The following is a 24,885-nucleotide window of genomic DNA, read 5'->3' on the forward strand; positions in this document are numbered from 1 at the left end:
CATCTCAGATAAAAAGGGGGCCGCCGCTCTGGCGCATCCCCCGGGAGCAATCAATTTTTTTGTTTTTTGGACGCCGGCTGATAGGTGCACAGGGGCTCCTCACTCAGGTAGTCGCCGGTGGCTTCATAAGCCCTGGCGCGACATCCGCCGCAGACCCGACGGTACTCGCAGCATCCGCATTTTCCCGTGAGGTTGTCAACGTTTCTCAGGGCGAGAAACGGCTCGGCGTGGTTCCAGATCTCCTTGAACGAAGTCCGCTTTACGTTGCCGCAATCGAGTTCGAGAAAGCCGCACGGTTGAACGGTGCCGGTGTGGGAGATGAAGCAGAAACCGGTTCCGCCGAGGCAGCCCCGGGTTACGGCGTCCAGGCCGTGGGTCTGAAAGGTCACCTGTTTTCCTTCTTCGCTCGCGCGCTGCCGGAGAATACGGTAGTAATGGGGTGCGCAGGTGGCCTTCAGCTGGAGAGGCGTTTTGTCACGCTGGTCGTAAAACCAGTTCAGGGCTGTTTCATATTGGGCGGCGTCAATAGCCTGATCGGCGATATATTTCCCCCGGCCTGTCGGGACCAGGAGAAAGATGTGGTGCGCTACCGCCCCCAATTCAACCGCCAGCGCCTGGATTTTGGGCATTTCATCCAGGTTGGATTTCGTGATGGTCGTATTGATCTGGAATTCGATTCCGACGGCCTTGGCGATGCGGATGCCTTTCAGCGCGCCCTCGAAGGCACCCGGGACGCCGCGAAAGGCATCGTGTTTTTCACGGGTTGCGCCGTCAAGGCTGATGCTGATCCGGCGGATGCCGGCATCCGCCATTCTTTTGGCTGCCGCCTCCGAGATCAGGGTGCCGTTGGGGGCCATGACCATTCGAAGCCCCTTGTCCGTTCCGTATCGGGCGATCTCGAAAATGTCCGGCCTCAAAAGCGGTTCTCCGCCGGTGAGGATGACGATCGGATCACCCGTCTCCTTGATGTCGTCAATGAGGCTCAGGCAGGCGTCGGTTTCCAGCTCGCCGGTGTAGGGGCCCATGGTGGCCGACGCTCGGCAGTGAACACATGAAAGATTGCAGTTTCGGGTGACTTCCCATGCGACCAGGCGGAGTTCACTACCTTTCTTTTCGGCATGGGGATGATGGCCGTGGTGTGGATGCGTGTGGGTATGTTCGGTCATGAATATCCAAATTCCGGAATGTTGAATCCCGGGAAAAATCATGTTTCAGGTCGAAGCGTCTTCGATGGTTGTCAGGACGCCTTCATCGAGTCATTTCGGAGGATTTTGGCGGCCTCCATGGCGAAATAGGTCAGAATGATATCGGCTCCGGCCCGCTTGATGCTCATCAGGGTTTCCATCATCACGCGCTCGCCGTCGATCCAACCCATTTTTTCCGCTGCCTTGATCATGGCGAATTCGCCGCTGACGTTGTAGGCGGCGACCGGCAGGTCCACCTCCTCCCGAACACGGTGGATGATGTCCAGATAGGAAAGGGCGGGTTTGACCATAACGATGTCGGCGCCCTCCTCCACATCCATGCTGACTTCCCGGATGGCCTCCAGCGCGTTGGCCGGGTCCATCTGGTAGGTCTTGCGGTCGCCGAACCGGGGAGCGGAATCGGCAGCTTCACGAAATGGTCCGTAGTAAGCCGAGCAGTATTTGACGGCGTATGACATGATGGGCACGTGGCTCAAGCCGTTATCGTCCAGCACGTTTCGGATTTCGGTAACGCGGCCGTCCATCATGTCCGAGGGGGCGACCATGTCCGCTCCCGATTGGACGTGAGAAAGTGCGGTACGTGCCAGGAGATCCAAGGTGGCGTCGTTATCGACGATATTTCCCTCGACAATGCCGCAATGACCGTGATCGGTATACTCACACAGGCAGACATCGGTGATGACCATCAGGTCCGGCAGTTTGTTTTTGATCTCGCGGACGGTTTTCTGCACGATGCCGTTTTTGGCGTAGGCCTGGGTGCCCAGGGGATCCTTTTTGTCCGGGAGACCGAAGAGAATGATGGCCGGAATTCCCAACTCATAGGCCTCCCGGGCGGTTTTGACAATATTGTCGACGGAGAGTTGAAAGTGCCCCGGCATGGAAGGGATGGGGTTTTTTACACCTTTTCCGCCGATGGCGAACAGCGGTAGAATCAGGTCGTCCACCGAGAGACGGGTTTCTCTGATCATGCGGCGAAAAGCTTCGTTTCGGCGGAGTCGCCGGGGGCGATAATCAGGGAAGAGCATCAGTCAGCCTCCTTGGCGATTTCTTCGTCGGTGAGGTAGCAAGCCGGATCGGGGGCCCATACGTCGTCGTACACCGCTTCGGCGCGGACCCTGAAATTCCCCGCACAGATGTTGAGCCAGTTGCAGTCGGCGCAACGGCCTTTTACATAGCGCTTCTTGTCCTTCAGTTTTTTCATGAGCGGCTCGGACTCATCCGTCCATATTTCCGAGAAGGGGCGATTTCGGACATTGCCGAAGCTGTGATGACGCCAGAACTGATCTGCGTGAACTTCACCGTCCCAACTGATGCAACCGAACCCCCTTCCGGAGCTGTTGCCTTCGTTCATCTTGAGAAGTTCAAGCACCTCGTTCGCGCGTTCCGGTTGTTCCCGCAGCATCTTCAGGTAGAGATACGGACCGTCGGCGTGATTGTCCACGGTGAGGACCTCTTTTTCGATGCCCCGGTCGTAAAGATCCTTGGTCCGCTGTATGATGACGTCCACGGCTCTTCGGGTTTCCTCGTGACTCAAGTCATCCTTGACCAGTTCTGAGCCGCGGCCGGCGTAAACCAGATGATAAAAGCAGATCCGGGGAATCTCTTTTTCCTCCAGAAGGTCGAAAATCGCCGGGATTTCACCCACGTTGAACTTGTTGATGGTAAAGCGAAGACCGACCTTGATGCCGACGTCTTGACAACTGCGGATGCCGGACATGGCCTTTTGAAAAGCCCCCTTCATTCCTCTGAACCGGTCGTGAATCTCTTCCATGCCGTCAAGACTGACGCCTACGTATGATAATCCGATCTCTTTCAGAATTTTCGCTTTTTCAGGGGTAATGAGTGTTCCGTTGGTGGAGATTACCGCCCGAATGCCCTTCTCGACGGCATATCCGGCCAGATCCGGAAGATCCTTGCGCACCAGAGGCTCGCCTCCGGAGAAGAGAATGACCGGAACGCCAAAATCGGCAAGATCGTCTATAAGCGCCTTTCCTTCATCGGTGGAGAGCTCGTTTTCAAAGGGGATGTCCTTGGCGTGGGCATAACAATGAATACATTTCAGGTTGCATCGACGGGTGGTATTCCACACGACGACCGGTTTTTTATCGATGGAAAATTGGAGCAGGTGGGAAGGCAGCTTTCCGGAATGACGTCCGTAACGAATGGCATCCGAGGGCTCCACTGTTCCGCAATAAAGTTTGGAGATTCCTATCATCGAATTTTTTGCCTTGTCTGGTAGAGGTTGAATCAAAATAGCGCTCTATGGTATCGTCAGCCTCTGCTTCAGGAGACCGGCGATGTAGTCTTCCGGAAATCTTAACGCATCCTGGTTGATAAAGAAACGTTTTTTTCCGGTCTTCTCCCGCACGAGTTTCAGGCCCAACTCGAAATCCTTGTTGAGCCGATCGCGGAGCTCTGGAAGTTGTATCTCTCCGTTGATCAATTTCTCCATGAGAAAGTCGATGGCATCTTCCTCCAGGACTATGTTGATGTCATGCTGTTTGTAAAAGGAGAGCTCAGCGTTTTTGATCTCATCCGAGTAAAGCTTCATTTTCTTGAAAATGCGTTCGACGTCCAACGTATTCTTGCTGTAATAATGGGCGAAGATAGCCGTTCGCGAGGGCGTCAGCGTGAGATTGTGCTTGTGGGACAGGTATTTTTGATTGGTGTCGATATAGTTTTGGATCGTTCGTCTTTCCGCTACAACCAGTTGGTCGAAAGCGGCCTTCAAAGATGAAACGGCTGACGAGCCGGCCGGATCGCCGGCTGCATGAATCATGTCGTCCAGCAATGCTTTGGGGTTCTGAATCAAGGCTTCGGTCACCGGCAGAATGCCGATCGTCGTAGAAGGCAGCACTTTCTCGAAGGGGAGAAGCGCCTTCTCAACGGCGCTCACCAACCCTCTGGCTCCCGTTTTTTCCGTGTAGGCCTGTTTCGCCAGAAGTGCGAGGGCGCCTTCTGAAAACTTCACCTGGATGCCGTAGGCCGCAAAATCGAGTTTCTTGCCCAGAATGACCGGGTTGTTGGGGTTCTTGAGAATTTCCAGCAGGTCCGCCTCGTTCAGATGCTCAAGGACGGCATGCACCGGCAAACGGCCAACGAACTCCGATTCAAAGCCGAATTGGATAAGGTCTTCGGACCTTACTTGCCGCAGTAATTCGTCTGTAGATTGGGATCCTTTGACCTGGGAGCCGAACCCAATCTCCTGGCGCGTCACCCGCCGGTTGATGATCTCGGCGAGATCGGCGAAGGCACCGCTCATGATAAACAAGATGTTTTTGGTATTGACGGATTGCTTTTCCCGCTTACCCGTTTTCCGAAACCGCTCGAGTTCCTGAAACATGGAAATGGGATCATGGGGAACCTTGAGGTCGACGTCGGTCTCCTCCATGGGCTTGAGCAGTGCGCGCTGAACACCCGTTCTCGACACATCGGCGCCGACAATGTTCCGGCTTGAGGCAATCTTGTCGATCTCGTCGATATAGATGATGCCGTATTGGGCAAGTTCAATGTCGTCATTGGCCTCTCTCACGAGATCTCTCACAAGATCTTCAACATCTCCGCCGACATAGCCGGTCTCACTGAATTTGGTCGCATCCCCCTTCACAAAGGGTACGCCCAGCTTTTTGGCGATCAGCTTGATCATATAGGTTTTGCCGACGCCTGTGGGGCCGATCATCAAAACATTGTTCTTGATTCGGCCCACCAGAAGTTCCTGATCCTCAGGATGAGATTCGGCATGCTTGATGCGGTTGAAGTGTGTGCAGATTTTCGTCGCGAGAATGGCCTTGGCCTCTTCCTGCCTGACGATGAACTGATCCAGGTAGGCGATCAATTCTTCGGGTTTGAGCTCGAAGTTGATCCGCCGCGTCTGCCGCGAGCGTTTTTCCTCGGCGGGACTGTCTTGAGGCTTTCCGGCCGGAGAGATGATCCTGACTTCTCCCCCGAATTTTTTGGATAAAAATTCCCCGATTTCCTTTTCTATTTCTTTGGGGTCCGGAATCTTCCCATTATATTCTTTATCTGATTTCATAGTCTCTGTATAGTAATCATACCTGCCCATGGATGCAAGATTGCCGAGGTTCGTCTTGCGTCGGTTTCGGTGAACCCTCCGGATGCAATTCAAAAGTAATGCCGGATCAAGACAATTGCGAAGCGTCTTCCCGTACCGTCAACTGTCGGGAGCAGTCGAGAATCGAAACCTTGAGGATAAAGTTGAAAGATGTCTGGGTTGCCGCCGGGGAATCAATCTTGCTTTGGCTTGCTTTGAGGTGGTTGAGCGCCGGGGGCGGAAGTAACGGCGAATGACGCAGCGAGATGGGTGGTACGCCCGGCTGGGTTCGAACCAGCGGCTTTCAGCTCCGGAGGCTGACGCTCTATCCACTGAGCTACGGGCGCGTAAGGGGTCTTATAGCCAACTGAAAAGCGTTAGTCAAGTTTGAAAAATCAATGTCCGGTTTTTCGCTGGAAAGAGGGAATCCCCTGGGTTTCAAGGTAGGCTTTTGCCTCACCGACCACATAAAGGGATCCGGCGATGCAAACGGCGTCATTGTCGGCGGCATTGGACATGGCATGCTTGACAGCCTCGCCGACGTCGGGAATGACCGTAATATCCGACGTCAGGGTCCGGACGTATTCATGGAGAGTTTCCACTGGAAGCGCCCGGTGAATCCTGGGTGTCGTCAAAATGATTTTCCGGCAGAGCGGCACCAATTCCTGAAGCATCTCTTTGTAGGGTTTGTCGGCGAGGATCCCGACCACCAGAGTCAGGTCCCTGGTGCGTAATTCCTCGCGCAGAAACGTGGCCAGGTTTCGCGCCGCCGCGAGATTGTGGGCGCCGTCGATGATGACGAAAGGCGCCGTCGAGACGATTTCCAGTCTCCCCGGCCATCGGTTCCGGCCAAGCCCTTCGCGAACGGTTTCCCGGCTGAGGCGAGGGTGGCGTCGGGCGAGGAGTTCGCAACCGGCCAATACCATGGCCGCATTGTCGAGCTGGTACCTGCCCGCCAGCCCGGTCCGCATATGGCGCCAGGTGTTATCGATGCCGACATGGGTGAATTCTCCGCCGACTTCCGGTTCGACGTGGAAATCGACGTTCAATCGGTAAAGCGGCGCTTCCTTGGCAGCCGCTGCCTGTGTGATAACGACGACGGCTTCCGCCTGGTCGACACCGGTGACGACGGGGATTCCGGTCTTGATGATTCCTGCTTTTTCGGCAGCGATCTGCGGAATTGTCTCGCCAAGATATTCCGGGTGTTCGATGGAGATATTGGTAATGATGGAAAGCTCGGGGCGCACTACGTTGGTGGCGTCAAGACGCCCGCCCATTCCCGTCTCGACAACCGCCCAGTCGACGTTTTGTCGGCCGAATTCGTAAAAGGCCATGGCTGTCGTGAATTCAAAGAAGGTGGGTTGCCGATCGCCCTTATGAACCTCCCGAACGCGCTTATAGGCTCGAACGACGTCTTCATCCGCGATGGGACGCCCGTCGATGCTGATGCGCTCGTTGAATCGGACGAGGTGTGGCGAAGTGTAGAGTCCGGCTTTGTACCCCGCCGTTGTCAGGATATTTGCCAGCGCGGAGGCGACGGAGCCTTTGCCGTTGGTGCCGGCGACGTGGATCACTTTGTAGCGGTCCTGGGGATTGCCGAGGGCTGTGAGGATGTCCTGAATGGTTTCAAGGCCGAGTTTGATTCCGAATCTTCTGAGACCAAACATGGTCTTGAGACACGCTGAATAACGATCACTCTCTGTCATCTCAATGCCGTGGCCCGATTGACGCAAAAGCCCGGAAGATCGGGGACGATCTTCCGGGCATGCTTCAATGGCGCTGTTTATCTGCCGTAACGCTTTTTGGCGGCGGCAATACGTTGACGCCTCAGGGCTTCTCGTTGCTTGCGTCGCCGGTATTCACTCGGTTTTTCGTAGCTTTTCTTCAGCTTGAGCCGCTTGAAAAGGCCGTCATTCTGAATCTTTTTCTTCAGAATGCGCATGGCTTTTTCAAGGTCGTTGTCATAGACTTTAACTTCGATAGCCTTCAAATTGTCTCGCCCCCTTTTTACCATCGGTTTTCACGGGTATGTATCATTTCGTTATTTTCAAACGACGGCTATAAACCGATGTTAATCATTAATCAAATTATATTATCCGGGAATTATGATTTTTGCAAGAAAAAAACACATCCCGCGTTTCGGGAATCATCAAAGACCCGATGCGGCCAGGATGCGGATTAACATTATATCTTGACACATTATCCGCTTTCGGTCATATTTCCTCTGCTATAGACTTCCAGGCAATGGTTTTTGAACGGCGCCATCCCCTGCCGATCGACAGGGCGAAGGGCTTCAAAGATCCGGTAACCCCTGACGAACAATGGACGGGTAACTTAAAAGGAGGAGATGCTTATGCGGCTGATTCTGTTGGGAGGCCCCGGTGCGGGCAAGGGCACACAGGCGAATTACATCAAAGAGAAATACCAGATTCCCCAAATCTCCACCGGAGATATGCTTCGTGCGGCCGTCAAGGCCGGGACGGATCTGGGCAAAAAAGCCAAAGGATTCATGGATTCCGGCGGACTGGTTCCCGATGATGTAATCATCGGTCTGGTTAAAGAGCGCATTAAAGAGTCCGATTGCCGGAAAGGATTTCTCTTTGATGGATTTCCCCGAACGATTCCTCAGGCAGATGCCATGAAAGCTGCGGGCGTTCCCATTGATGCCGTGGTGGAGATCGATGTTCCGGATGAAGAGATCATCAAACGGATGAGCGGCCGCCGCGCGCATCTGGCCAGCGGTCGGACCTATCACGTTGTTTTCAATCCCCCGAAGGTTGAGGGAAAGGATGACGTCACCGGGGAGCCTTTGGTCCAGCGGGATGACGACAAGGAAGAGACCGTCCGAAAACGCCTGGAGGTCTATCATCAACAGACCGAACCCCTGGTTGCCTATTACAAGAACTGGGCCGCCTCCGGCGAAGCGGGTGCCCCGAAGCACATTCGCATAGAAGGTGTCGGCAAGGTAGAAGAAATCCGAGACGCGATTTTCGGCGCGCTCGATGCATTGAACAAATAGAGGATTCCTCGTCTCGGCGTGAGGCGGCAGCGTGTCGTCTCACGCCGGTCGTATGCATTCGGGGCGGAGGCCGGCTCCCGGGAGTTCAACCGGGACGGTCGCCGCCCCTTTTTTTGTGCGGCAATCCCGTCTTTGTTCGGCCGGACGGTGTATCTATACCGGGTTGACGGTCTCCGATGCATGTTTTTAGAAGCTCCGATACGATTTCCAGGCCGTTTTCGCGGGTGACCGCCTCGCCGGAAAGCCTTGCTGCTTCGACGCGATTCAGGATGAATTTGAAATCAGGGCCGGGCTTGAGATCGAATTCCGAAATCAGGTCGTGACCGGTCAGCAGGGGGCGCCGGTTTTTTCTTTCCTGATACTCTGTAAAATACGCTGTCAACAGGTTCAGGATGAAGCGTGAAAAATCATCTTCCGGCAGTGTCCCCCGGGGGCGCTTGCCCCGATGATCCGCCAGGGCGTGCAACAGGATGAGCGGGGTCAGGGTCTCGCATCGCATGAAGAATCGCGTGACGGCCTTTCGGGAAAGGGCCCCTTTTTCGGCTTGGATCCATAGTCGGAGCGGTCCAAGGTGATGACGGATGATCTGGGTCACGATCCGAGTCTCATGGACTGAAAATCTGAGTCGAGCCGAGACGGCCTCCGCCATTTCGGCGCCTGTTTCGTGGTGACCGTAAAACACCGGTCCTTTCGTGTGGATGATTTTTCGAGTGGCGGGCTTGCCGATATCATGGAGGAGGGCGGATATTTTGAGCAGTACCGGTATGCCGCCTTTGAGGCAGGCCGAAAGCGCAGGCGAGTCGGCCGCCGACAAAAGCCTGGGGGGGCGGTTCAGAATCGCCTCCATCTCCTCGACGACCTTCAGCGTATGGATCCAGGCGTCGAATGCGTGGTGCCGGTTCTGAAGACAGCCGACCAACGGTTCGAGCTCCGGAATGACGGCAAAAAGGAGCCTTTCCCGCGACATCTGCTCGAGCCGGAGACAGGCGTTCTCGACTTCCAGAAGCTTGAAAAGTTCGAGGCGGATTCGTTCGCCGGCTACATTCCGGATCTTATCGGCATGTCTCGCAACGGCGGCGGACGTTGCGGTATCGATCCTGAAATTGAGAATCGCGGCCAGTCGGTAGGTCCGAAGCAGGCGAAGAGGATCCGCTATGAAGGACTGGTCCGACACCATACGGATTATTTTTTGTTCAAGGTCCCGTATTCCCCCGGTGCAGTCGATAATTTCTCCTGATGAGAGACGCCGGGCCAGTGCATTTATGGTGAAATCCCTTTTGGCGAGATCGCTTTCGATGGAGGGGCCGTTAATGGGCGCCACATCTACCTGGGGCCTGCCGGAAACGATCCGAATGACCTGTCGACCCGGTTTCCCCAGTTCGACACAATGACCGCCGATCCTGCGGGCGATATGTTCGGCGAAATCCCGAACAGGGGGGGGTGCTGCAATGTCAAAATCCTGCGGGCGAAGCCCGATAAGGCGATCCCGGACGCATCCACCCACAAGGTAGGCGTTTTCCGCTCCCGGGATATCGTGCAAGTTGTCGAACGGCATCATATCGAAAAACATTCCGATCCTGCTGAAAGATTGCATAAAAGATTTGTTCGTGAGGGGCAATGCCGCGTGCCGTGACGCATTCGTCGACACCGTTGATGGCGCGCCTTGCCGGAACCTTTAAAAAGTCGCGCTTTCCATGCCGAAAAATCTTGACAGGCATGGCGGCATTGTATAATCGTTAATCGATTACGGCACACCCGCCCTGGAGAAAACACCTTAAATCTTCAACCATAGACCTTAATTACAAAACATCCAGATTTCTCCTTAACACCATGGAAACCATCTAAAATTTATGTGTGTCCCATGCCAGTGCCGGCGGCGTGGCGTGGCGTAACTCTCAAGTGCGCCTAATTTAAGCAGTTTTGTCGTCCACGTACACCCAAAAGCGAAAAAAAACGGGTGAACCGGGCTTGCAAGCCGGACTCTCGCCCAGAAACATACCTATTCCATATATCATTCCATTAACGTTTTACACGGGGTAATGCCTGATGAATATCACTGAACTCAAGGAAAAAAAAATTAACGAGCTGACGCAGATGGCCAGAGACTTCAAGATCGAAGGGGCCGCCGGGATGCGAAAGCAGGAGCTGATCTTCGCTTTATTGCAGGCGCAGATTGAAAAAAACGGCTTGATTTACGGAGAGGGCACCCTGGAGATTCTGCCGGACGGTTTTGGTTTCCTGAGGGCGCCAAACTACAACTATCTCCCGGGGCCCGACGATATATATGTCTCTCCCTCCCAGATTCGCCGCTTCAATCTGCGGACGGGAGACACGGTGTCCGGACAGATTCGTCAGCCCAAGGAATCCGAACGCTACTTTGCGCTATTGAAGGTCGAAGCCATCAACTATGAAGATCCCGAGATCGCGCGGGAAAAGATTCTTTTTGACAACCTGACCCCACTTTATCCCAACCGCAAGATCAATCTCGAGCATGATCCCGAAAACTATTCCACCCGGATTATGGACCTGATGACGCCCATCGGGTTCGGTCAGCGCGGACTTATCGTCTCTCCGCCAAGATCCGGCAAGACCATGCTGCTTCAGTTCATCGCCAACAGCATCACCGCCAACCACAAGGAAATCGATTTGTTTGTCCTTCTGATCGACGAGCGACCCGAAGAAGTGACCGATATGCAGCGGTCCGTCAAGGGCGAGGTGATCAGTTCGACCTTTGACGAACCGGCGGAGCGGCATGTCCAGGTGGCCGAGATGGTCATCGACAAGGCCAAACGGCTGGTGGAGCACAAGAAAAATGTCGTCATCCTTCTGGACAGCATCACGCGCCTGGCGAGGGCTTACAATTCCGTAGTTCCCCCCAGCGGCAAGATCCTTTCCGGCGGCGTCGACTCCAATGCCCTGCAGCGGCCTAAACGATTCTTTGGCGCGGCCCGAAATATCGAGGAAGGTGGAAGCTTGACCATCATCGCCACGGCGCTTATCGATACGGGGAGCCGAATGGACGAGGTGATCTTCGAAGAATTCAAAGGCACCGGAAACATGGAGCTTCAATTGGACCGGCGCTTGGCCGACAAGCGATTGTTCCCGGCCATCGACATCAAAAAGTCGGGTACCCGAAAGGAGGAACTCCTTATGGATAAGGACACCTTGAACCGTGTCTGGATTCTGCGGAAATTGTTGTCATCCCTGAATCCTGTGGACAGCCTCGAATTTTTACTTGAAAAAATGCAGGGTACGGGTAATAATAAAGAGTTTCTAGAGGCAATGAATACTTAAAGAACCTACAGGAGGCTGGAATCGAAATGAAAAAAGACCTACATCCCGAATATCGACAGACGGAAATCAAGTGTGCCTGTGGATACGTCATGAACGTGGGATCGACCAAATCGGATATCACCGTTGAAATCTGCTCCCAGTGCCATCCGTTCTTTACGGGTAAGCAGAAGCTCGTGGATACGGCCGGTCGGATCGAACGTTTCAGAAGAAAATACGAGAAGTTCAATCAGGCGAAGGAAGGCAAGTAAACCGTTTTGTGGGGTAACTTTCTGAGGCATTCGCAGTCGGGATGCACAGCCTGCCGGATATCTTATGTTTGACAGATTGGAAGGAATAGAGGCGCGGTTCATGGAAGTTGAGGCGCTCTTGAGCGATTCAAAGATCGTTCAGGACAGGGATGCCTATCAAAAATATATGCGAGAGCATTCCGACCTCGACAAGATCGTCACCGTGTACAGGGAATACAGGAAAACGCTGGCGGATCTTAACGACAGCATGGAACTCCTGAAAGACGCTGATCCGGAAATCAAGGAGTTGGCCCGCGACGAGATACAGCTGCTTAACCGGAAAAAAGAGCAGACCGAAACGGCTCTCAAAAAACTTTTGATTCCCAAGGACCCGAGTGACGACAAAAACGTGATCATTGAAATCCGGGCGGGTACGGGGGGTGAGGAGGCCGGACTTTTCGCAGCGGATCTATATCGGATGTACGATCGATATGCTGAAAACAACCGGTGGCGGATCGAGGTGTTGAGCCATCACACCACGGGTGTCGGCGGACTCAAGGAGGTGATCGCGCTGATCAAGGGCAAGGGCGTCTACAGCCGGCTCAAATACGAGAGCGGCACCCATCGCGTTCAGCGCGTCCCCGAAACGGAGACCCAGGGAAGGATTCATACCTCTGCGGTCACCGTGGCGGTGTTGCCCGAGGCCGAAGAGGTGGACGTCCAGATCGACCCCAATGAGATTAAGGTGGATGTCTATCGTTCGACAGGTCCCGGCGGCCAATCCGTGAACACCACCGACTCCGCCGTTCGACTGACCCACCTGCCCACGGGACTGGTGGTGACCTGTCAGGACGAGAAGTCTCAACTCAAGAACAAGAACAAGGCGCTCAAGGTTCTGCGGGCACGACTTCTCGACAGGATGGTTCGGGAGCAGCAGGAAAAGCGATCCGAGGAACGAAAAAGCCAGATCGGGAGCGGCGACCGAAGCGAGCGCATCCGGACGTACAACTTCCCACAAGGACGCGTAACGGATCACCGGATCGGGCTCACCCTCTACAAACTCGAGACGATTCTGCAGGGGGATCTCGACGTGGTGATCGATGAATTGATAACCTACTACCAGACCCAGGCATTGCAGCATGCCGAATCCGAAGCAGACCGAAGCGCCGCCGTGGACCATTCTTAACATCCTCAAGTGGACGACGTCTTATTTTACATCCCATAACGTTGAAAACCCCAGGGCCTCTGCGGAGATTCTCCTTGCGCATGTGTTGGGGGTCAAGCGGATTGACCTGTATATTCGGTATGACCAACCCTTGATCCCCGCCGAGCTATCCCGGTTCAAGGCTACGATACGCCGGCGGGTTCGTCGGGAACCGGTCGCTTACATCGTTGGGGAGAGGGAGTTCTGGTCCATGCCCATCGCGGTTACACCGGACGTGCTGATCCCGCGTCCTGAAACCGAGTGCCTGGTTGAGACAGCTCTTGCAACGTTGTCGTCAGGCCCCGGCGAACACCAGGGGGCGCCGACCGGAATTCTCGAACTCGGCACGGGCTCAGGGGCCGTAGTGCTGGCACTGGCGGCCGAACTCAAGAAAGCGGTATTCACCGCAACGGACCGATCCTTAAGAGCGATTGCAGTCGCCCGGCGGAATGCCCGGCGTTTCAGCCTGGAGCCGCGGATCCGTTTTTTTTGCGGCGACTGGTTCGCATGCCTGCGTCCGCAAGGATTGCACTTCGATATGATCCTGTCCAACCCGCCTTATATCCCGACGGCTGAAATCGACCGTCTTCAGCCGGAGGTGGCCCGGTATGAACCCCGCGGCGCGCTGGACGGCGGTGCGGACGGACTGACGTCGATTCGTGCCATCATTGGGCGTGCCCACCACTATCTCAGATCGGGTGGGTATCTTCTGCTCGAGATCGGATATGACCAGAAGGCGGACATCGAGAGCCTGGCGGGAGAGCATTCGACGTACGTTCAACTCGATTTTATCCGGGATTACAGCGGACATGATCGTGTCGTCCGTCTGCTGCGCAAATGAGGGGCTTTCGGGGTCCAAAAAAAAGTTGCGGAATAAAATTAAGTTTGTTAAACTATTTTGATTTGAAATCGCACGCCTCTGGACCGGGTATCGGGTGCTTTTTTGTGTGAAAGTCGGTGCCGGGGAAGAAAGAGGCGGTGGAAAAACCAACATTAAGGGAGAATTCAATTATGGCGTATGTTACGATGAAGGAACTGCTGGAGGCAGGCGTTCACTTCGGTCATCAGACCAAACGATGGAACCCGAAAATGAAACCCTATATTTTCGGTGCCAGAAACGGGATCTATATTATAGACCTTCAGAAGACGGTCCGGATGTTCAGGACGGCCTACGACTTTATCCGGGACACGGTTGCCGACGGCGAGTCGATCCTTTTCGTCGGAACGAAGAAACAGGCGCGTGACGCCATATACGAAGAGGCCAACCGCGCTGAAATGTTTTATGTCTACAATCGTTGGTTGGGCGGTATGATGACCAATTTCCAGACCATCAAGCAGAGTATCGATCGCCTGAATCATCTGAACGACATCCTGAACGACGAAGAGATGAGCAATCTCTATACCAAGAAAGAACGGCTTCGACTGGGTAAGGAACGACTCAAACTGGACAACAATTTGGGGGGGATCCGGAACATGACGCGCTTGCCGGGCGCGCTGTTCATCGTGGATCCCAAGAACGAAGCCATCGCCGTGAAGGAAGCGAAGCGTTTGGGCATTCCCACCATCGCCATAGTCGATACCAACTGTGACCCCGACGAGATCGATTACATTATTCCCGGGAATGATGACGCCATCCGGGCCATTCGTCTGATTACGTCCAAAATGGCCGATGCTTGTCTGGAGGGGAGGGAACTCTTTTCGGAGAAACAGATGGCCCAGGCTGAGGAGATCGAGGAAGATCTTCCCGAAGTCACGGTTGCCAGCGCCGATTTGAAGCCGGGAGAGAGAAAAGTGATCTCCGACGGTACCGACGGGCCGGTTGTGGAGATCATCAAGCGAACGGCCTCGGAAACCACCGATACCGATAATGTTGACGCAGAAAATGTTGCAGAGGGCACAGGAGAATAACGATGGCAGAGATCAGCGCAGCAATGGTGAAGCAGCTCCGTGAAAGAACCGGAGCCGGTATTATGGACTGTAAGGAGGCCCTTGGCGAGTGCGGTGCCGATATGGACAAAGCCGTCGACTTTTTGCGCAAAAAAGGACTGGCTACGGCTCAGAAAAGGGCGGGTCGCGCCATGAGTGAAGGCGTCATCGAAGCGTATATTCACATGGGCGGCAAGATGGGCGTCATGGTCGAGGTCAACTGCGAGACCGACTTCGTGGCGAAAACCGATGACTTCAAGACGTTTGCCAGAAATATCGCTATGCATATCGCCGCCACCAACCCGGCAGGCATTGTTCCCGACGACGTCCCCGCGGACCTGCTGGCTCGGGAGAAGGAGATCTACCGCGCCCAGGCTCTGGAAACCGGAAAACCCGAATCGGTCGTGGAAAAGATCATTGAAGGAAAACTCGCCAAGTTCCTCAAGGACGTCTGCCTCATGAATCAGGCCTATGTAAAAAATCCCGAGGTCACCGTTGCCGATTATCTCAACGAGGTGATCGCGAAGACCGGTGAGAATATTGTCATCAAACGATTTGCCCGATTTCAATTGGGGGAATAATTTATTTTGACGACGCCAAGATACAAACGAATCCTGCTGAAATTGAGCGGCGAAGCCCTGATGGGCGATCAGGGCTTCGGCATTTCTCCGTCGATGATCAAGTACGTTGCCCGTGAAATCCGATCGATTACCGACATCGGGTGCGAGGTGGCCGTCGTCGTCGGCGGCGGAAACATCTTCAGGGGGATTGCCGCCAGCTCCTACAATATGGACCGCGCCTCAGCCGACCATATGGGGATGCTGGCCACGGTCATCAATAGCCTGGCCCTTCAGGACGCCCTTGAACATTCAGGGGTCCAGACCCGAGTCCAGACCGCCATTTCAATGCACGAGGTGGCTGAACCCTACATCCTGAGACGCGCGGTCCGGCATCTGGAGAAAGGGCGTGTCGTCATCTTCGCCGCCGGTACGGGAAATCCCTATTTTACCACGGACACAGCGGCCGTTCTGAGGGCTCAGGAGATTCACGCCGAAATGTTGATGAAGGCGACCAAGGTCGACGGGCTGTACGATTCGGATCCGGCAATCAACGAAAATGCCGCCTTCATTAAGCACATCAGTTATATGTCCGTGTTGGAGCGGCAACTCAAGGTGATGGATATGACCGCCATCTCACTGGCTATGGATAACGATCTTCCCTTGGTGGTCTTCAATCTGAGCGACGAGGGCAGCATGTTGCGTGTTGTCTGCGGCGAATCCGTCGGATCGAGAATCGACAATGTCACAGACGGTAAAAACCGCGTCGATCGAACGGCGGCCGTTTCCGAAAGTTATCATTGACAGGCCGATGCGCCCCGGATGCGGCTCCGTCGTCGGGCCTTGTCAGGGAGGCGACCCGAAGGATGGACACGAATCGCGATACATCCCTGATACGTCGATTTTCAGACGGTTGGGAACAAGGCCGAGATCACGGTTTGCCGATCGGGAGGGAATGCGGTGCATTGACGATTGCTCATGCCGTGAGGCATGGATACGCTTAACTGCGTTATCGGATTTTTTGCGGAACCGTCAAACATGGAACAACGATACATGAATTGGGAGAACCGCTATGCTTGAGTCAACCTACCAGGAAACCCGAGAGCGGATGAAAAAATCCATCGAGGCTCTCAAAGCAGATCTGAAGCGGGTCCGCACCGGTCGTGCGTCTCTGTCGCTCCTCGACGGTATAAGGGCGGACTATTACGGTACCCTTACACCCTTGGCCCAAATGGCGTCCCTTTCGGTACCCGAAAGCAGAATGATCACCATCCAGCCGTGGGATGTCACCGCCATCAAGGAGATCGAGAAAGCGATCCTGAAATCCGATCTGGGACTCACCCCTACAAACGACGGCAAGATGATCCGCATCACCATTCCTCCTCTTACCGAACAACGGCGGAAAGAATTGGTCAAAATTGTCAACAAGACCTGTGAAGAGGCCAAGGTCGCCATTCGCAATATTCGAAGAGACGCCAACGAGCTGATCAAGGGATTCAAAAAAGACGGAGATATCTCAGAGGATGATGCCTTCAAGGCCCAGGATCAGATTCAGAAGATCACCGACGAATTCGTCAGGAATGTCGACGAAATTTACAAGGACAAAGAGAAAGAGATCCTTGAGTTCTGATGATTTTGTGATCGAACAAGGCCTGGACCCGGGAAGAATGCCGGGTCATATCGCCATGATCATGGACGGCAACGGTCGCTGGGCAAAAAAACGGCTGTTGAACCGGATCAAGGGCCACGAAAAGGGAGCGGATGTCGTCCGGGAAATGGTCCGGGCATGCCGGAAACTCGGTATCTCCATTTTGACCCTATACGCTTTTTCCACGGAGAATTGGGGGCGACCCAAGACTGAGGTCGGGGCATTGATGCTGTTGTTGCGGCGATTTCTGGTTTCCGAGCAGGAAGAGCTGATCCGCAGCAATATCCGATTCAACACCCTCGGCCGGACGGAGCATCTTCCGGATGACGTGCAAGCGTCTATCCATGTCGTCAAAAAACTGACCCGGCACAACGACGGCATGACGCTCAATCTGGCGCTCAGCTACGGCGGCCGGGAGGAAATTACCCGCATGGTGAGGCAAATCGCCCGCATGGTCGATTCAGGTCTCATGACGGCCGACGCCATCACCGAGCGTACCGTGGCGGAGCATCTTTACACAACGGGGATGGCGGATCCGGACCTTTTGATTCGGACCAGCGGAGAGATGCGCCTCAGTAATTTCCTCCTATGGCAGATCGCCTATGCCGAACTTTTTTTTACCCGCACCCTGTGGCCGGATTTCAACGAAGCGGAATTGATCCGGATCCTGAAGGATTTTCAGTCCCGAGATCGTCGTTACGGCCAGGTGGATTGACCTCTCCAAAATTTTGCGCTTTCGTTCCGGGCAGACATCCCGGGAGAACCCTATACGCCCTGTTCATCCGGAGCAATCAATGCATTTAAAAAGATGGATCACCGGTCTTGCAGCGCTTCCGTTCCTTGTCTACCTGATCTATTCGGGAGGGGCTCTTTTTACGCTCTTTATCGCCGCCGTGAGTGTCGTCTCGCTGTGGGAGTACTTCAAAATCCTTTTTGAGGATTCGGCGCTGTCCGATCCGCCCAGACCGGGTTGGGGGATCATTCCGAGCGTGGGAATCGCGATCGCGCCGGTCATGGTTTGGACGGCGCATACATGTTCGATGGACGCGGTCCTCTTCGCTCTTGTCCTGCATCTGATCCTATGCGCCCTGATATCTCTGGTGCGGTTCAAGACAAACCCACGAATTATCGAAACCGTCGTGAAGTCGAGTCAGGGGATGATCTACATTCCCCTGATGCTGGCCTTCGCCGTATGGATTCGGGACGGGGTCGACGGCATGCGTTGGGTTTTTTTTATTCTGGCCGTCGTGTTCGCCGGAGATATCGGTGCCTTCTACGCGGGGACTTACTGGGGCCGTCACAAGTTGTGTCCGTCGGTCAGCCCCGGAAAGACCATCGAAGGCGCCGTGGGAGGGTTGACCGGGAACCTGATCGTGGGTACGATCGTCAAGTTGATGCTCTTTCCCCGACTTCCATGGGCCGGCAGCCTCGTGTTATTTCTGGTGCTGGGCGTCGTCGGGCAGATCGGGGATCTCTACGAATCGGAATTCAAGCGCACGGCCGGAGTCAAGGATTCGGGGAGCCTGCTTCCGGGCCACGGCGGCTTGCTGGACCGCATCGATGCACTGCTTTTTGCCCTTCCGGTTGCATATTTTTTTATAAAATTTATATTATGATTTCAAGTTGTACCGTTATGTCGGTTGCGACTCCGGACGGTCCGGGAGTACCGAAATGAAGCGATTATCCATATTGGGATCTACAGGATCCATCGGCCGCAACGTACTGAACATCGTCGATATGTTTCCGGAGCGCTTTCGGGTGGAGGCTCTTACGGCCAAAGACAACGTCCAACGCCTGGCCCGCCAGATTGAATATTTCCGGCCGAAAATTGCGGCGGTGTTTGACGGCGATGCCGCGGATCGCCTGAAGCGGCTGCTTCCGCCGGAGGTTCGGGTGGAGATTTTCTGGGGGGAGGATGGATACCGGATCGCTGCAGCGAACGAGGAGACCGACATGGTCGTCGCCGCCATGATGGGGGCTGCGGGTCTTTCGCCCACCCTCGCCGGCATTTCCGCCAAAAAAGATATCGCACTGGCCAATAAGGAAACCCTGGTCATGGCCGGATCGCTCGTCATGGCGCGTGCGGCGGAAAACGGCGTGGTCGTCCGGCCCATAGACAGTGAGCACAGCGCCATTTTTCAATCGCTGGCGGGCCAGCGTCGGGAGGATTTGGCCCAGATCCTTCTGACGGCATCCGGCGGACCGTTTCGTCTGACGCCGGCGACGGAGCTTGCGAAGATCAGACCCGAGGATGCCTTGAAACATCCCAATTGGGATATGGGCCCGAAGATCACCATCGATTCGGCGACATTGATGAACAAGGGACTTGAAGTTATCGAAGCCAAATGGCTTTTCGGGGTATCGGAAGAGCAGATCCAGGTCGTTGTCCACCCCCAGAGCATCGTGCACTCCATGGTCGCCTACCGTGACGGGTCGGTGATCGCCCAACTGGGGATTCCCGATATGAGAGGCGCCATCGCCTATGCCTTGTCCTGGCCAGAACGATTGCCGATTCAACAGCCGGCGCCCGATTTCACGGCGTTGGGGGCACTTACCTTCGAAGCCCCGGACAGGGTCAGGTTCCCTTGTCTGGACATGGCCTTCAGTGCGTGCGAGATCGGGGGAACAATGCCGGCGGTCCTGAATGCCGCCAATGAGTCGGCGGTGGCGGCCTTTCTGAAGAAGCGGATTTCTTTCACCGCTATACCTGAAGTGATTGCCTGGGTCATGGATCGGCATGTCCGGACGGATCAACCTTCCCTTGACGACATTCTCGATGCCGACGGGTGGGCGAGGCATGCAGCTTCCGAGCGGATTATGGCAATAGGGAGGTCGATGCCATGAGTACAAGTATTGTCGCGTTCATCATCGTGTTGGGCGTACTGGTTTTTTTTCACGAAATAGGACATTTTCTCGTCGCCCGACTGTGCGGCGTTGGCGTGGAGATTTTCTCTCTGGGGTTCGGCCCCCGGATCGTGGGGAAAACTGTCGGCCGCACCGATTATCGCATCTCGGCCATTCCACTGGGCGGTTTCGTAAAGATGGTGGGTGAGGAGCCTGACGCCGATATCGATCCGGCCGACATGCCGCTGTCGTTCACCCATAAGTCGGTCTATAAGCGGATCCTGATCGTTGCCGCCGGCCCCATGTTCAACCTCATTCTCGCCCTTCTGATTTTTTTCGGCATCTTCCTGGTTTCCGGTACGTATGTCCTGGAACCGGTGGTGGGCTCCGTCGCCGAAGGCGCCCCGGCCCAGGTGTCGGGCCTCCGGGAGGGAGACCGCATCACCGCCATTGACGGCCGGCCCATCGCGACATGGGAAGAAATGGCCGAGGCCATCACGAAGAGCCGTGGAAAGGCGTTGTCGGTAAGTTTCCAACGGGGTGACGAAGGCCGGACCGTGACCATAACCCCCCAGACGACCACCATGAAAAATTTTTTTGGCGAGGAGACCGAGCGGTACATTATCGGCATCACCTCCGGCGGGGTTGTGCATCAACGGGACCTGACCCCTGGACAAGCTGTTGTCGAAAGTTTCGCCAAGACGTACGAGATCACCCGCCTCACCGTTCTCAGCATCGTCAAGCTTATCCAGGGCGTCGTCTCCACCAAGACCCTGGGCGGGCCGATCATGATCGCCCAGATGGCCGGAGAACAGGCGCGGGAAGGAGCCACCAATCTGGTCTTCTTCATTGCCCTTTTGAGCATCAATCTCGGCATCCTCAATTTCCTCCCTATTCCGGTGCTAGACGGCGGACACCTCGTCTTTTTCTTTATCGAGGCCGTGACGGGCAAGCCCGTCAACCGACGGGTGAGGGAGGTGGCACAGCAGGCCGGCATTTTTGTCCTGCTCCTGTTGATGATATTTGTCTTCTACAACGACCTTTCCCGGATTTTTGCAACGAGTTGACCTTAACCCCAAAGCTCTCATGACATTATGCCGTATCGATTAGAAATCACATCCCGATCCGATATCCCGGATCCGGAAGGCCAAGGCATCCGCCGAAAGGCGAAGGACTATTTCGGCATCGACATTGCGGACGTTCGGATCATCCAGGTCGTCACCATTGATGCCGATCTGACACCCGACCAGCTGACAATGCTTCAAAGGGATCTTTTTACCAATCCCGTCACCCAGGTGTCGTCTTTTGACCCGCTTCCGACGCCGTTCGACTTCACACTGTGGGTCGGCTATCGCCCCGGCGTCAAGGACAATCCCGGCGCCACCGCCGTGGAGGCGATGGCCGATGTGTTGGGGACGGCCTTTCCCCCGGAGGCGGCGGTCTATACCTCCAAGCGCTATTGTCTCACGGGCGCCGCGCTGACCGCCGAGCAGGTGGACCTGCTGGCCGCGGAACTCCTGGCCAACGACATCATCCAACAGTGGCGGGTGATCGGAAAAGATCGCTGGGACCCCAGAACGGGGATCGGCATCATCATCCCCAAGGTCACGTTGAATCATACCCCGACCCTTCAGATCGTCCCCATCGACAGCGATGCAGCCCTTCAACAGGTCAGCGATGCCCGGAATCTCGCGCTCAATCCCAACGATATTCCCATCATCCGCGCCTATTTCCTGAGGCCCGACGTTCGGGAAGCGCGGTCGGTGATGGGCCTTTCGGACCCGACCGACGTTGAGCTCGAGTACATCTCCCAGGCCCGGAGCGATCATTGCAATCACAACACCTTTGGCGGTCGGTTCCGCTATCAGGCCGGTCCTGATGCGCCGGTGGAATTCGTGGACAACCTTTTCAAGACCTTTATCCAGGAGCCGACCCTGACCCTTGCGGCCAAAAAGCCATGGGTTGTTTCCGTACTCTGGGACAACGCCGGCGCCGGCCGGTTTGACGCGGATCATTACTACGTGATCACCGGTGAGACCCACAACTCTCCCTCCAACATGGAGGCCTACGGGGGGGCCATCACCGGCATCGTCGGGGTCTACCGGGATCCCATGGGGACGGGAAAAGGGGCGCGCCTGGTAATGGGCACCTACGGGTATTGTGTCGGCCCGCGGGATTACGACGGCCGCCTGAAGCCCCGCCTTCACCCGCGAAGGCTTCTGGACGGCGTGGTCGAGGGCGTTCGCGACGGCGGAAACAAGAGCGGGATTCCCACGACCTTCGGTCAGGTAACCTTTCATCCCGGGTACCTCGGGAAATGCCTGGTTTTCGTCACTGCCGTGGGCATCATGCCCGCCGTTGTCGACGGGGAGCCGAGTGATCGGAAAACGACGTCCCCCGGCGATCTGGTGATCATGTGCGGCGGCCGGGTGGGTAAGGACGGCATCCACGGCGTCACGGCGTCGTCGGAGGTCTTCTCCGAACATACACCGGCGGGTCACGTCCAGATCGGTGATCCCTACACCCAGAAGAAGATGCACGATTTTCTGCTGGAGGCCCGGGACGAAGGACTCATCGCCTTTATTACCGACAACGGGGGCGGGGGGCTTTCCTCTTCGGTGGGGGAGTCGGCCCGCTACAGCAACGGGTGCGAAATCCAGCTGGAAAAGGTGCCTCTCAAGTACGAGGGCCTCGATCAGTGGGAGATCTGGGTTTCCGAGTCTCAGGAGCGCATGACCGTCGCCGTCAAACCCAATCATATCGACCGGTTCATGGCGCTGTCGAAAAAACACGCCGTCGAGAGTACGGTCATCGGGCGATACACCGATACGGGCATGCTCCACATCACCTACGAGGGGGAAACCTGCGCCTGCGTGCACATGGATCTGCTTACCGCCGGTTTTCCCCAATGGGAATTCGATGCCGTATGGCTCTCCCCGGAAGCGCGGGGTCTGACGGAGCCGGTTCTCGAGCCGCCCATGAACTACGGCCGTCTGCTTCTCGATCTTCTCGCACGACCCAACATCTGTTCAAAGGAGTGGATCATCCGACAGTATGACCACGAGGTGCAAGGGGGGAGTGTCATCAAACCCCTGGTGGGCGCCCAGCGGGATGTGCCCGCCGATGCGGCGGTGATCCGCCCGGTTCTGGCTTCAACGAAAGGGCTTGCCGTTTCCCAGGCCTTGCTGCCGTATTATTCGGCCATCGACGCCTATCACATGACCGCCTGCACCATTGATGAGGGCGTGCGGCGGCTCATTGCCGTCGGCGCCGGTGTCGACCATATCGGCGGCGTCGACAATTTCTGCTGGCCCAACATCCAGCATCATCCGGAAAAGAATCCCGACGGCCGTTTCAAGGCGGCGCAGCTGGTCCGCGCCTGTCGCGCGCTGAAGGATCTCTGTCTGGTCTATGGGATTCCGCTCTTATCGGGAAAGGACAGCATGTATGTCGACGGTCATCTGGTGGGGCCATATGGAGAGAGCCACAAGGTGTCGGCTCTCGAGACGCTTCAGTTTTCCACCATCGGCGTGGTTGACGACATCGACCTGTGCATGACCCCGGACAGCAAGGCGCCCGGAGACCGGGTCTACGTTCTGGGAGAGACCCGGAACGAGATGGGGGCTTCGGAATACTATGCCCACTTGGGTTATTTAGGGCGCAACGTGCCCCGGGTCCGTCCCGACGAGACCCTGCCCCGGTACGCGGCCCTGGCCGATGCCGTGGCCGACGGGCTTCCGGTATCGATTCACGGCGTCTACCGGGGGGGGCTTGGCGTCCATCTGGCCATGGTGGTTATGGGAGGAGATCTGGGTATGGAGATCGACATGACCCGGATCCCCGCTGAAAAGGGATTGCGGCCGGATGCCCTTCTTTTTTCGGAATCGGCGGGACGTTTCATCGTGACGGTGCCGTCCGACCGTTGTCGCGCTTTCGAGCGGCGACTGGCGGGCACCGACTTTGCCTGTATCGGCACGGTGACCGAAAGTCCCAACCTGGTCATCCGGGGGCTGGACGGCGGCACGCTGGCGGTACTCTCGGTGACCGCGCTCAAATCCGCCTGGAAAGGCACCTTTGGAGAATTGATATGAACCGCGACGTGAATGTTCTGGTGCTCACCGGATACGGTCTCAACTGTGATCACGAAACCGTCTATGCCTTCGAACAGGCCGGCGCAACGGCCCGGCGCGTTCATATCAACGCCCTGATTGACGGCAGTGAGCGTCTCGACGAATTTCGGATCATGGTGTTTATCGGCGGCTTCAGCTGGGGGGACGACCACGGCGCCGGCGTTATACAGGCGGTCCGCCTGAAGCATACCATCGGTGACCGGATCCTCGACTTCATCGATCGCGGCAATCTGGTCCTGGGCATCTGCAACGGATTCCAGACCCTCGTCAATCTTGGCTTGCTCCCCGGCGTCGACGGAGACTATACGACCCGGTCCGTGGCCCTGATTCATAACGACTGCGGTAATTTTCGGGATGACTGGGTTCATCTGCGGGTCAATCCAGCCTCCCCCTGCGTCTTTACCCGGGGAATGGATCGCCTGTATCTGCCCGTCCGCCACGGGGAAGGAAAGTTTTTTGCCGACGGTCCGGTGTTGGAACGCCTGATCCAAAACCGGCAGGTGGTGATGCAGTACATCACCCCCGAGGGGGCGGCGGCGGAAGGCCGATTTCCCGACAACCCCAACGGCGCCATGGCGGACATAGCCGGCATCTGTGATGCCACGGGACGGGTCTTCGGCCTTATGCCCCATCCTGAAGCCTACAACGATCCCACCAATCATCCCACCTGGACCCGGAACAAAGTCGACCTTCCAAAACACCGGCGAATGCCTGCACCGGGTGTACAGCTTCTCAAAAATGGTGTCGATTTTATTCGCGGCGCATGAATACCGATGCATG

The 24,885-nt window shown here is 55.9% G+C and carries 22 protein-coding genes and 1 tRNA gene; 15 read left to right on the forward strand and 8 right to left on the reverse strand.

Annotation, left to right across the window (positions count from 1 at the left end; all coding sequences use genetic code 11):
* Window positions 1-50 precede the first annotated feature (50 nt).
* The 7 genes from ahbD to rpsU all read right to left on the reverse strand — a co-directional run bounded on the left by ahbD (window position 51) and on the right by rpsU (window position 7,246).
* On the reverse strand, window positions 51-1,166 hold the full coding sequence (ahbD, locus tag dmul_RS06020; protein ID WP_020876620.1) for a heme b synthase: 1,116 nt from the start codon (window positions 1,164-1,166) through the stop codon (window positions 51-53).
* Window positions 1,167-1,237: 71 nt separating this feature from the next.
* Window positions 1,238-2,230 carry a porphobilinogen synthase gene (gene hemB / locus dmul_RS06025; protein ID WP_020876619.1) on the reverse strand — a complete coding sequence of 331 codons (993 nt, stop codon included), beginning with the start codon at window positions 2,228-2,230 and terminating at the stop codon, window positions 1,238-1,240.
* Entirely contained in the window at window positions 2,230-3,420 is a 1,191-nt protein-coding gene (gene ahbC / locus dmul_RS06030; RefSeq protein ID WP_020876618.1) for a 12,18-didecarboxysiroheme deacetylase, read from the reverse strand. Before ahbC ends, hemB begins: the two co-directional genes overlap by 1 nt.
* A gap of 45 nt (window positions 3,421-3,465) precedes the next feature.
* A complete protein-coding gene (locus tag dmul_RS06035; protein WP_040414896.1) occupies window positions 3,466-5,238 on the reverse strand; it encodes an AAA family ATPase in 1,773 nt (590 codons plus the stop codon).
* 289 nt (window positions 5,239-5,527) lie between these two features.
* Window positions 5,528-5,603 (reverse strand) — tRNA-Arg (locus dmul_RS06040).
* Between the two features lie 48 nt (window positions 5,604-5,651).
* Window positions 5,652-6,962: a bifunctional folylpolyglutamate synthase/dihydrofolate synthase gene (locus dmul_RS06045; protein WP_040414894.1), complete on the reverse strand. Its 1,311-nt coding sequence runs from the start codon at window positions 6,960-6,962 to the stop codon at window positions 5,652-5,654.
* A 77-nt stretch (window positions 6,963-7,039) separates the two neighbouring features.
* The gene (gene rpsU, locus dmul_RS06050; RefSeq protein ID WP_144016472.1) at window positions 7,040-7,246 is read right to left on the reverse strand and encodes a 30S ribosomal protein S21; all 207 of its coding nucleotides are present in this window, start codon (window positions 7,244-7,246) and stop codon (window positions 7,040-7,042) included.
* 363 nt (window positions 7,247-7,609) lie between these two features.
* Between rpsU and adk the strand changes: the two genes are divergently transcribed.
* Window positions 7,610-8,275 carry an adenylate kinase gene (gene adk, locus dmul_RS06055; RefSeq protein ID WP_020876614.1) on the forward strand — a complete coding sequence of 222 codons (666 nt, stop codon included), beginning with the start codon at window positions 7,610-7,612 and terminating at the stop codon, window positions 8,273-8,275.
* Window positions 8,276-8,360: 85 nt separating this feature from the next.
* Here the strand turns inward: adk and dmul_RS06060 are convergent, their stop codons facing one another.
* Entirely contained in the window at window positions 8,361-9,845 is a 1,485-nt protein-coding gene (locus tag dmul_RS06060) for a CCA tRNA nucleotidyltransferase (RefSeq protein ID WP_020876613.1), read from the reverse strand.
* A 476-nt stretch (window positions 9,846-10,321) separates the two neighbouring features.
* Here dmul_RS06060 and rho point away from each other — a divergent pair, with 476 nt between their 5' ends.
* From rho to dmul_RS06130, 14 genes are all read left to right on the forward strand, one after another.
* Window positions 10,322-11,569 (forward strand): transcription termination factor Rho, encoded by a 1,248-nt coding sequence (gene rho, locus dmul_RS06065; protein WP_020876612.1) that lies wholly within the window; start codon window positions 10,322-10,324, stop codon window positions 11,567-11,569.
* Between the two features lie 26 nt (window positions 11,570-11,595).
* A complete protein-coding gene (gene rpmE, locus dmul_RS06070; RefSeq protein ID WP_020876611.1) occupies window positions 11,596-11,817 on the forward strand; it encodes a 50S ribosomal protein L31 in 222 nt (73 codons plus the stop codon).
* 64 nt (window positions 11,818-11,881) lie between these two features.
* Window positions 11,882-12,982: a peptide chain release factor 1 gene (gene prfA, locus dmul_RS06075; RefSeq protein WP_040414892.1), complete on the forward strand. Its 1,101-nt coding sequence runs from the start codon at window positions 11,882-11,884 to the stop codon at window positions 12,980-12,982.
* Entirely contained in the window at window positions 12,936-13,841 is a 906-nt protein-coding gene (gene prmC, locus dmul_RS06080; RefSeq protein WP_020876609.1) for a peptide chain release factor N(5)-glutamine methyltransferase, read from the forward strand. The genes prfA and prmC overlap by 47 nt, the downstream gene beginning before the upstream one ends.
* A 170-nt stretch (window positions 13,842-14,011) precedes the next feature.
* Window positions 14,012-14,908: a 30S ribosomal protein S2 gene (gene rpsB, locus dmul_RS06085; protein ID WP_020876608.1), complete on the forward strand. Its 897-nt coding sequence runs from the start codon at window positions 14,012-14,014 to the stop codon at window positions 14,906-14,908.
* Window positions 14,909-14,910: 2 nt separating this feature from the next.
* The gene (gene tsf, locus dmul_RS06090) at window positions 14,911-15,507 is read left to right on the forward strand and encodes a translation elongation factor Ts (protein ID WP_020876607.1); all 597 of its coding nucleotides are present in this window, start codon (window positions 14,911-14,913) and stop codon (window positions 15,505-15,507) included.
* Between the two features lie 6 nt (window positions 15,508-15,513).
* On the forward strand, window positions 15,514-16,287 hold the full coding sequence (gene pyrH, locus dmul_RS06095; protein WP_020876606.1) for a UMP kinase: 774 nt from the start codon (window positions 15,514-15,516) through the stop codon (window positions 16,285-16,287).
* A gap of 268 nt (window positions 16,288-16,555) precedes the next feature.
* On the forward strand, window positions 16,556-17,113 hold the full coding sequence (frr, locus tag dmul_RS06100) for a ribosome recycling factor (RefSeq protein ID WP_020876605.1): 558 nt from the start codon (window positions 16,556-16,558) through the stop codon (window positions 17,111-17,113).
* A complete protein-coding gene (locus dmul_RS06105) occupies window positions 17,103-17,846 on the forward strand; it encodes an isoprenyl transferase (RefSeq protein ID WP_040414886.1) in 744 nt (247 codons plus the stop codon). The genes frr and dmul_RS06105 overlap by 11 nt, the downstream gene beginning before the upstream one ends.
* A gap of 79 nt (window positions 17,847-17,925) precedes the next feature.
* A complete protein-coding gene (locus dmul_RS06110) occupies window positions 17,926-18,747 on the forward strand; it encodes a phosphatidate cytidylyltransferase (RefSeq protein WP_020876603.1) in 822 nt (273 codons plus the stop codon).
* 55 nt (window positions 18,748-18,802) lie between these two features.
* Window positions 18,803-19,975, forward strand: a complete 1,173-nt coding sequence (locus dmul_RS06115) for a 1-deoxy-D-xylulose-5-phosphate reductoisomerase (protein ID WP_020876602.1) — start codon at window positions 18,803-18,805, stop codon at window positions 19,973-19,975.
* Window positions 19,972-21,042 carry an RIP metalloprotease RseP gene (gene rseP / locus dmul_RS06120; protein ID WP_020876601.1) on the forward strand — a complete coding sequence of 357 codons (1,071 nt, stop codon included), beginning with the start codon at window positions 19,972-19,974 and terminating at the stop codon, window positions 21,040-21,042. The genes dmul_RS06115 and rseP overlap by 4 nt, the downstream gene beginning before the upstream one ends.
* A gap of 27 nt (window positions 21,043-21,069) precedes the next feature.
* The gene (locus tag dmul_RS06125) at window positions 21,070-24,066 is read left to right on the forward strand and encodes an AIR synthase-related protein (RefSeq protein WP_020876600.1); all 2,997 of its coding nucleotides are present in this window, start codon (window positions 21,070-21,072) and stop codon (window positions 24,064-24,066) included.
* Window positions 24,063-24,872: a phosphoribosylformylglycinamidine synthase subunit PurQ gene (locus dmul_RS06130; protein WP_020876599.1), complete on the forward strand. Its 810-nt coding sequence runs from the start codon at window positions 24,063-24,065 to the stop codon at window positions 24,870-24,872. Before dmul_RS06125 ends, dmul_RS06130 begins: the two co-directional genes overlap by 4 nt.
* The last annotated feature ends 13 nt before the right edge of the window (window positions 24,873-24,885 follow it).

Origin of the sequence: Desulfococcus multivorans (assembly GCF_001854245.1) — a bacterium.
Lineage (GTDB): Bacteria > Desulfobacterota > Desulfobacteria > Desulfobacterales > Desulfococcaceae > Desulfococcus > Desulfococcus multivorans.

Coding starts and splice junctions, on each gene's coding strand:
- ahbD (WP_020876620.1), bottom strand. CDS start 1,166: ATGACCGAACATACCCACACGCATCCACACCACGGCCATCATCCCCAT.
- hemB (WP_020876619.1), bottom strand. CDS start 2,230: ATGCTCTTCCCTGATTATCGCCCCCGGCGACTCCGCCGAAACGAAGCT.
- ahbC (WP_020876618.1), bottom strand. CDS start 3,420: ATGATAGGAATCTCCAAACTTTATTGCGGAACAGTGGAGCCCTCGGAT.
- dmul_RS06035 (WP_040414896.1), bottom strand. CDS start 5,238: ATGAAATCAGATAAAGAATATAATGGGAAGATTCCGGACCCCAAAGAA.
- dmul_RS06045 (WP_040414894.1), bottom strand. CDS start 6,962: ATGACAGAGAGTGATCGTTATTCAGCGTGTCTCAAGACCATGTTTGGT.
- adk (WP_020876614.1), top strand. CDS start 7,610: ATGCGGCTGATTCTGTTGGGAGGCCCCGGTGCGGGCAAGGGCACACAG.
- dmul_RS06060 (WP_020876613.1), bottom strand. CDS start 9,845: ATGTTTTTCGATATGATGCCGTTCGACAACTTGCACGATATCCCGGGA.
- rho (WP_020876612.1), top strand. CDS start 10,322: ATGAATATCACTGAACTCAAGGAAAAAAAAATTAACGAGCTGACGCAG.
- rpmE (WP_020876611.1), top strand. CDS start 11,596: ATGAAAAAAGACCTACATCCCGAATATCGACAGACGGAAATCAAGTGT.
- prfA (WP_040414892.1), top strand. CDS start 11,882: ATGTTTGACAGATTGGAAGGAATAGAGGCGCGGTTCATGGAAGTTGAG.
- prmC (WP_020876609.1), top strand. CDS start 12,936: ATGCCGAATCCGAAGCAGACCGAAGCGCCGCCGTGGACCATTCTTAAC.
- rpsB (WP_020876608.1), top strand. CDS start 14,012: ATGGCGTATGTTACGATGAAGGAACTGCTGGAGGCAGGCGTTCACTTC.
- tsf (WP_020876607.1), top strand. CDS start 14,911: ATGGCAGAGATCAGCGCAGCAATGGTGAAGCAGCTCCGTGAAAGAACC.
- frr (WP_020876605.1), top strand. CDS start 16,556: ATGCTTGAGTCAACCTACCAGGAAACCCGAGAGCGGATGAAAAAATCC.
- dmul_RS06110 (WP_020876603.1), top strand. CDS start 17,926: ATGCATTTAAAAAGATGGATCACCGGTCTTGCAGCGCTTCCGTTCCTT.
- dmul_RS06115 (WP_020876602.1), top strand. CDS start 18,803: ATGAAGCGATTATCCATATTGGGATCTACAGGATCCATCGGCCGCAAC.
- rseP (WP_020876601.1), top strand. CDS start 19,972: ATGAGTACAAGTATTGTCGCGTTCATCATCGTGTTGGGCGTACTGGTT.
- dmul_RS06125 (WP_020876600.1), top strand. CDS start 21,070: ATGCCGTATCGATTAGAAATCACATCCCGATCCGATATCCCGGATCCG.
- dmul_RS06130 (WP_020876599.1), top strand. CDS start 24,063: ATGAACCGCGACGTGAATGTTCTGGTGCTCACCGGATACGGTCTCAAC.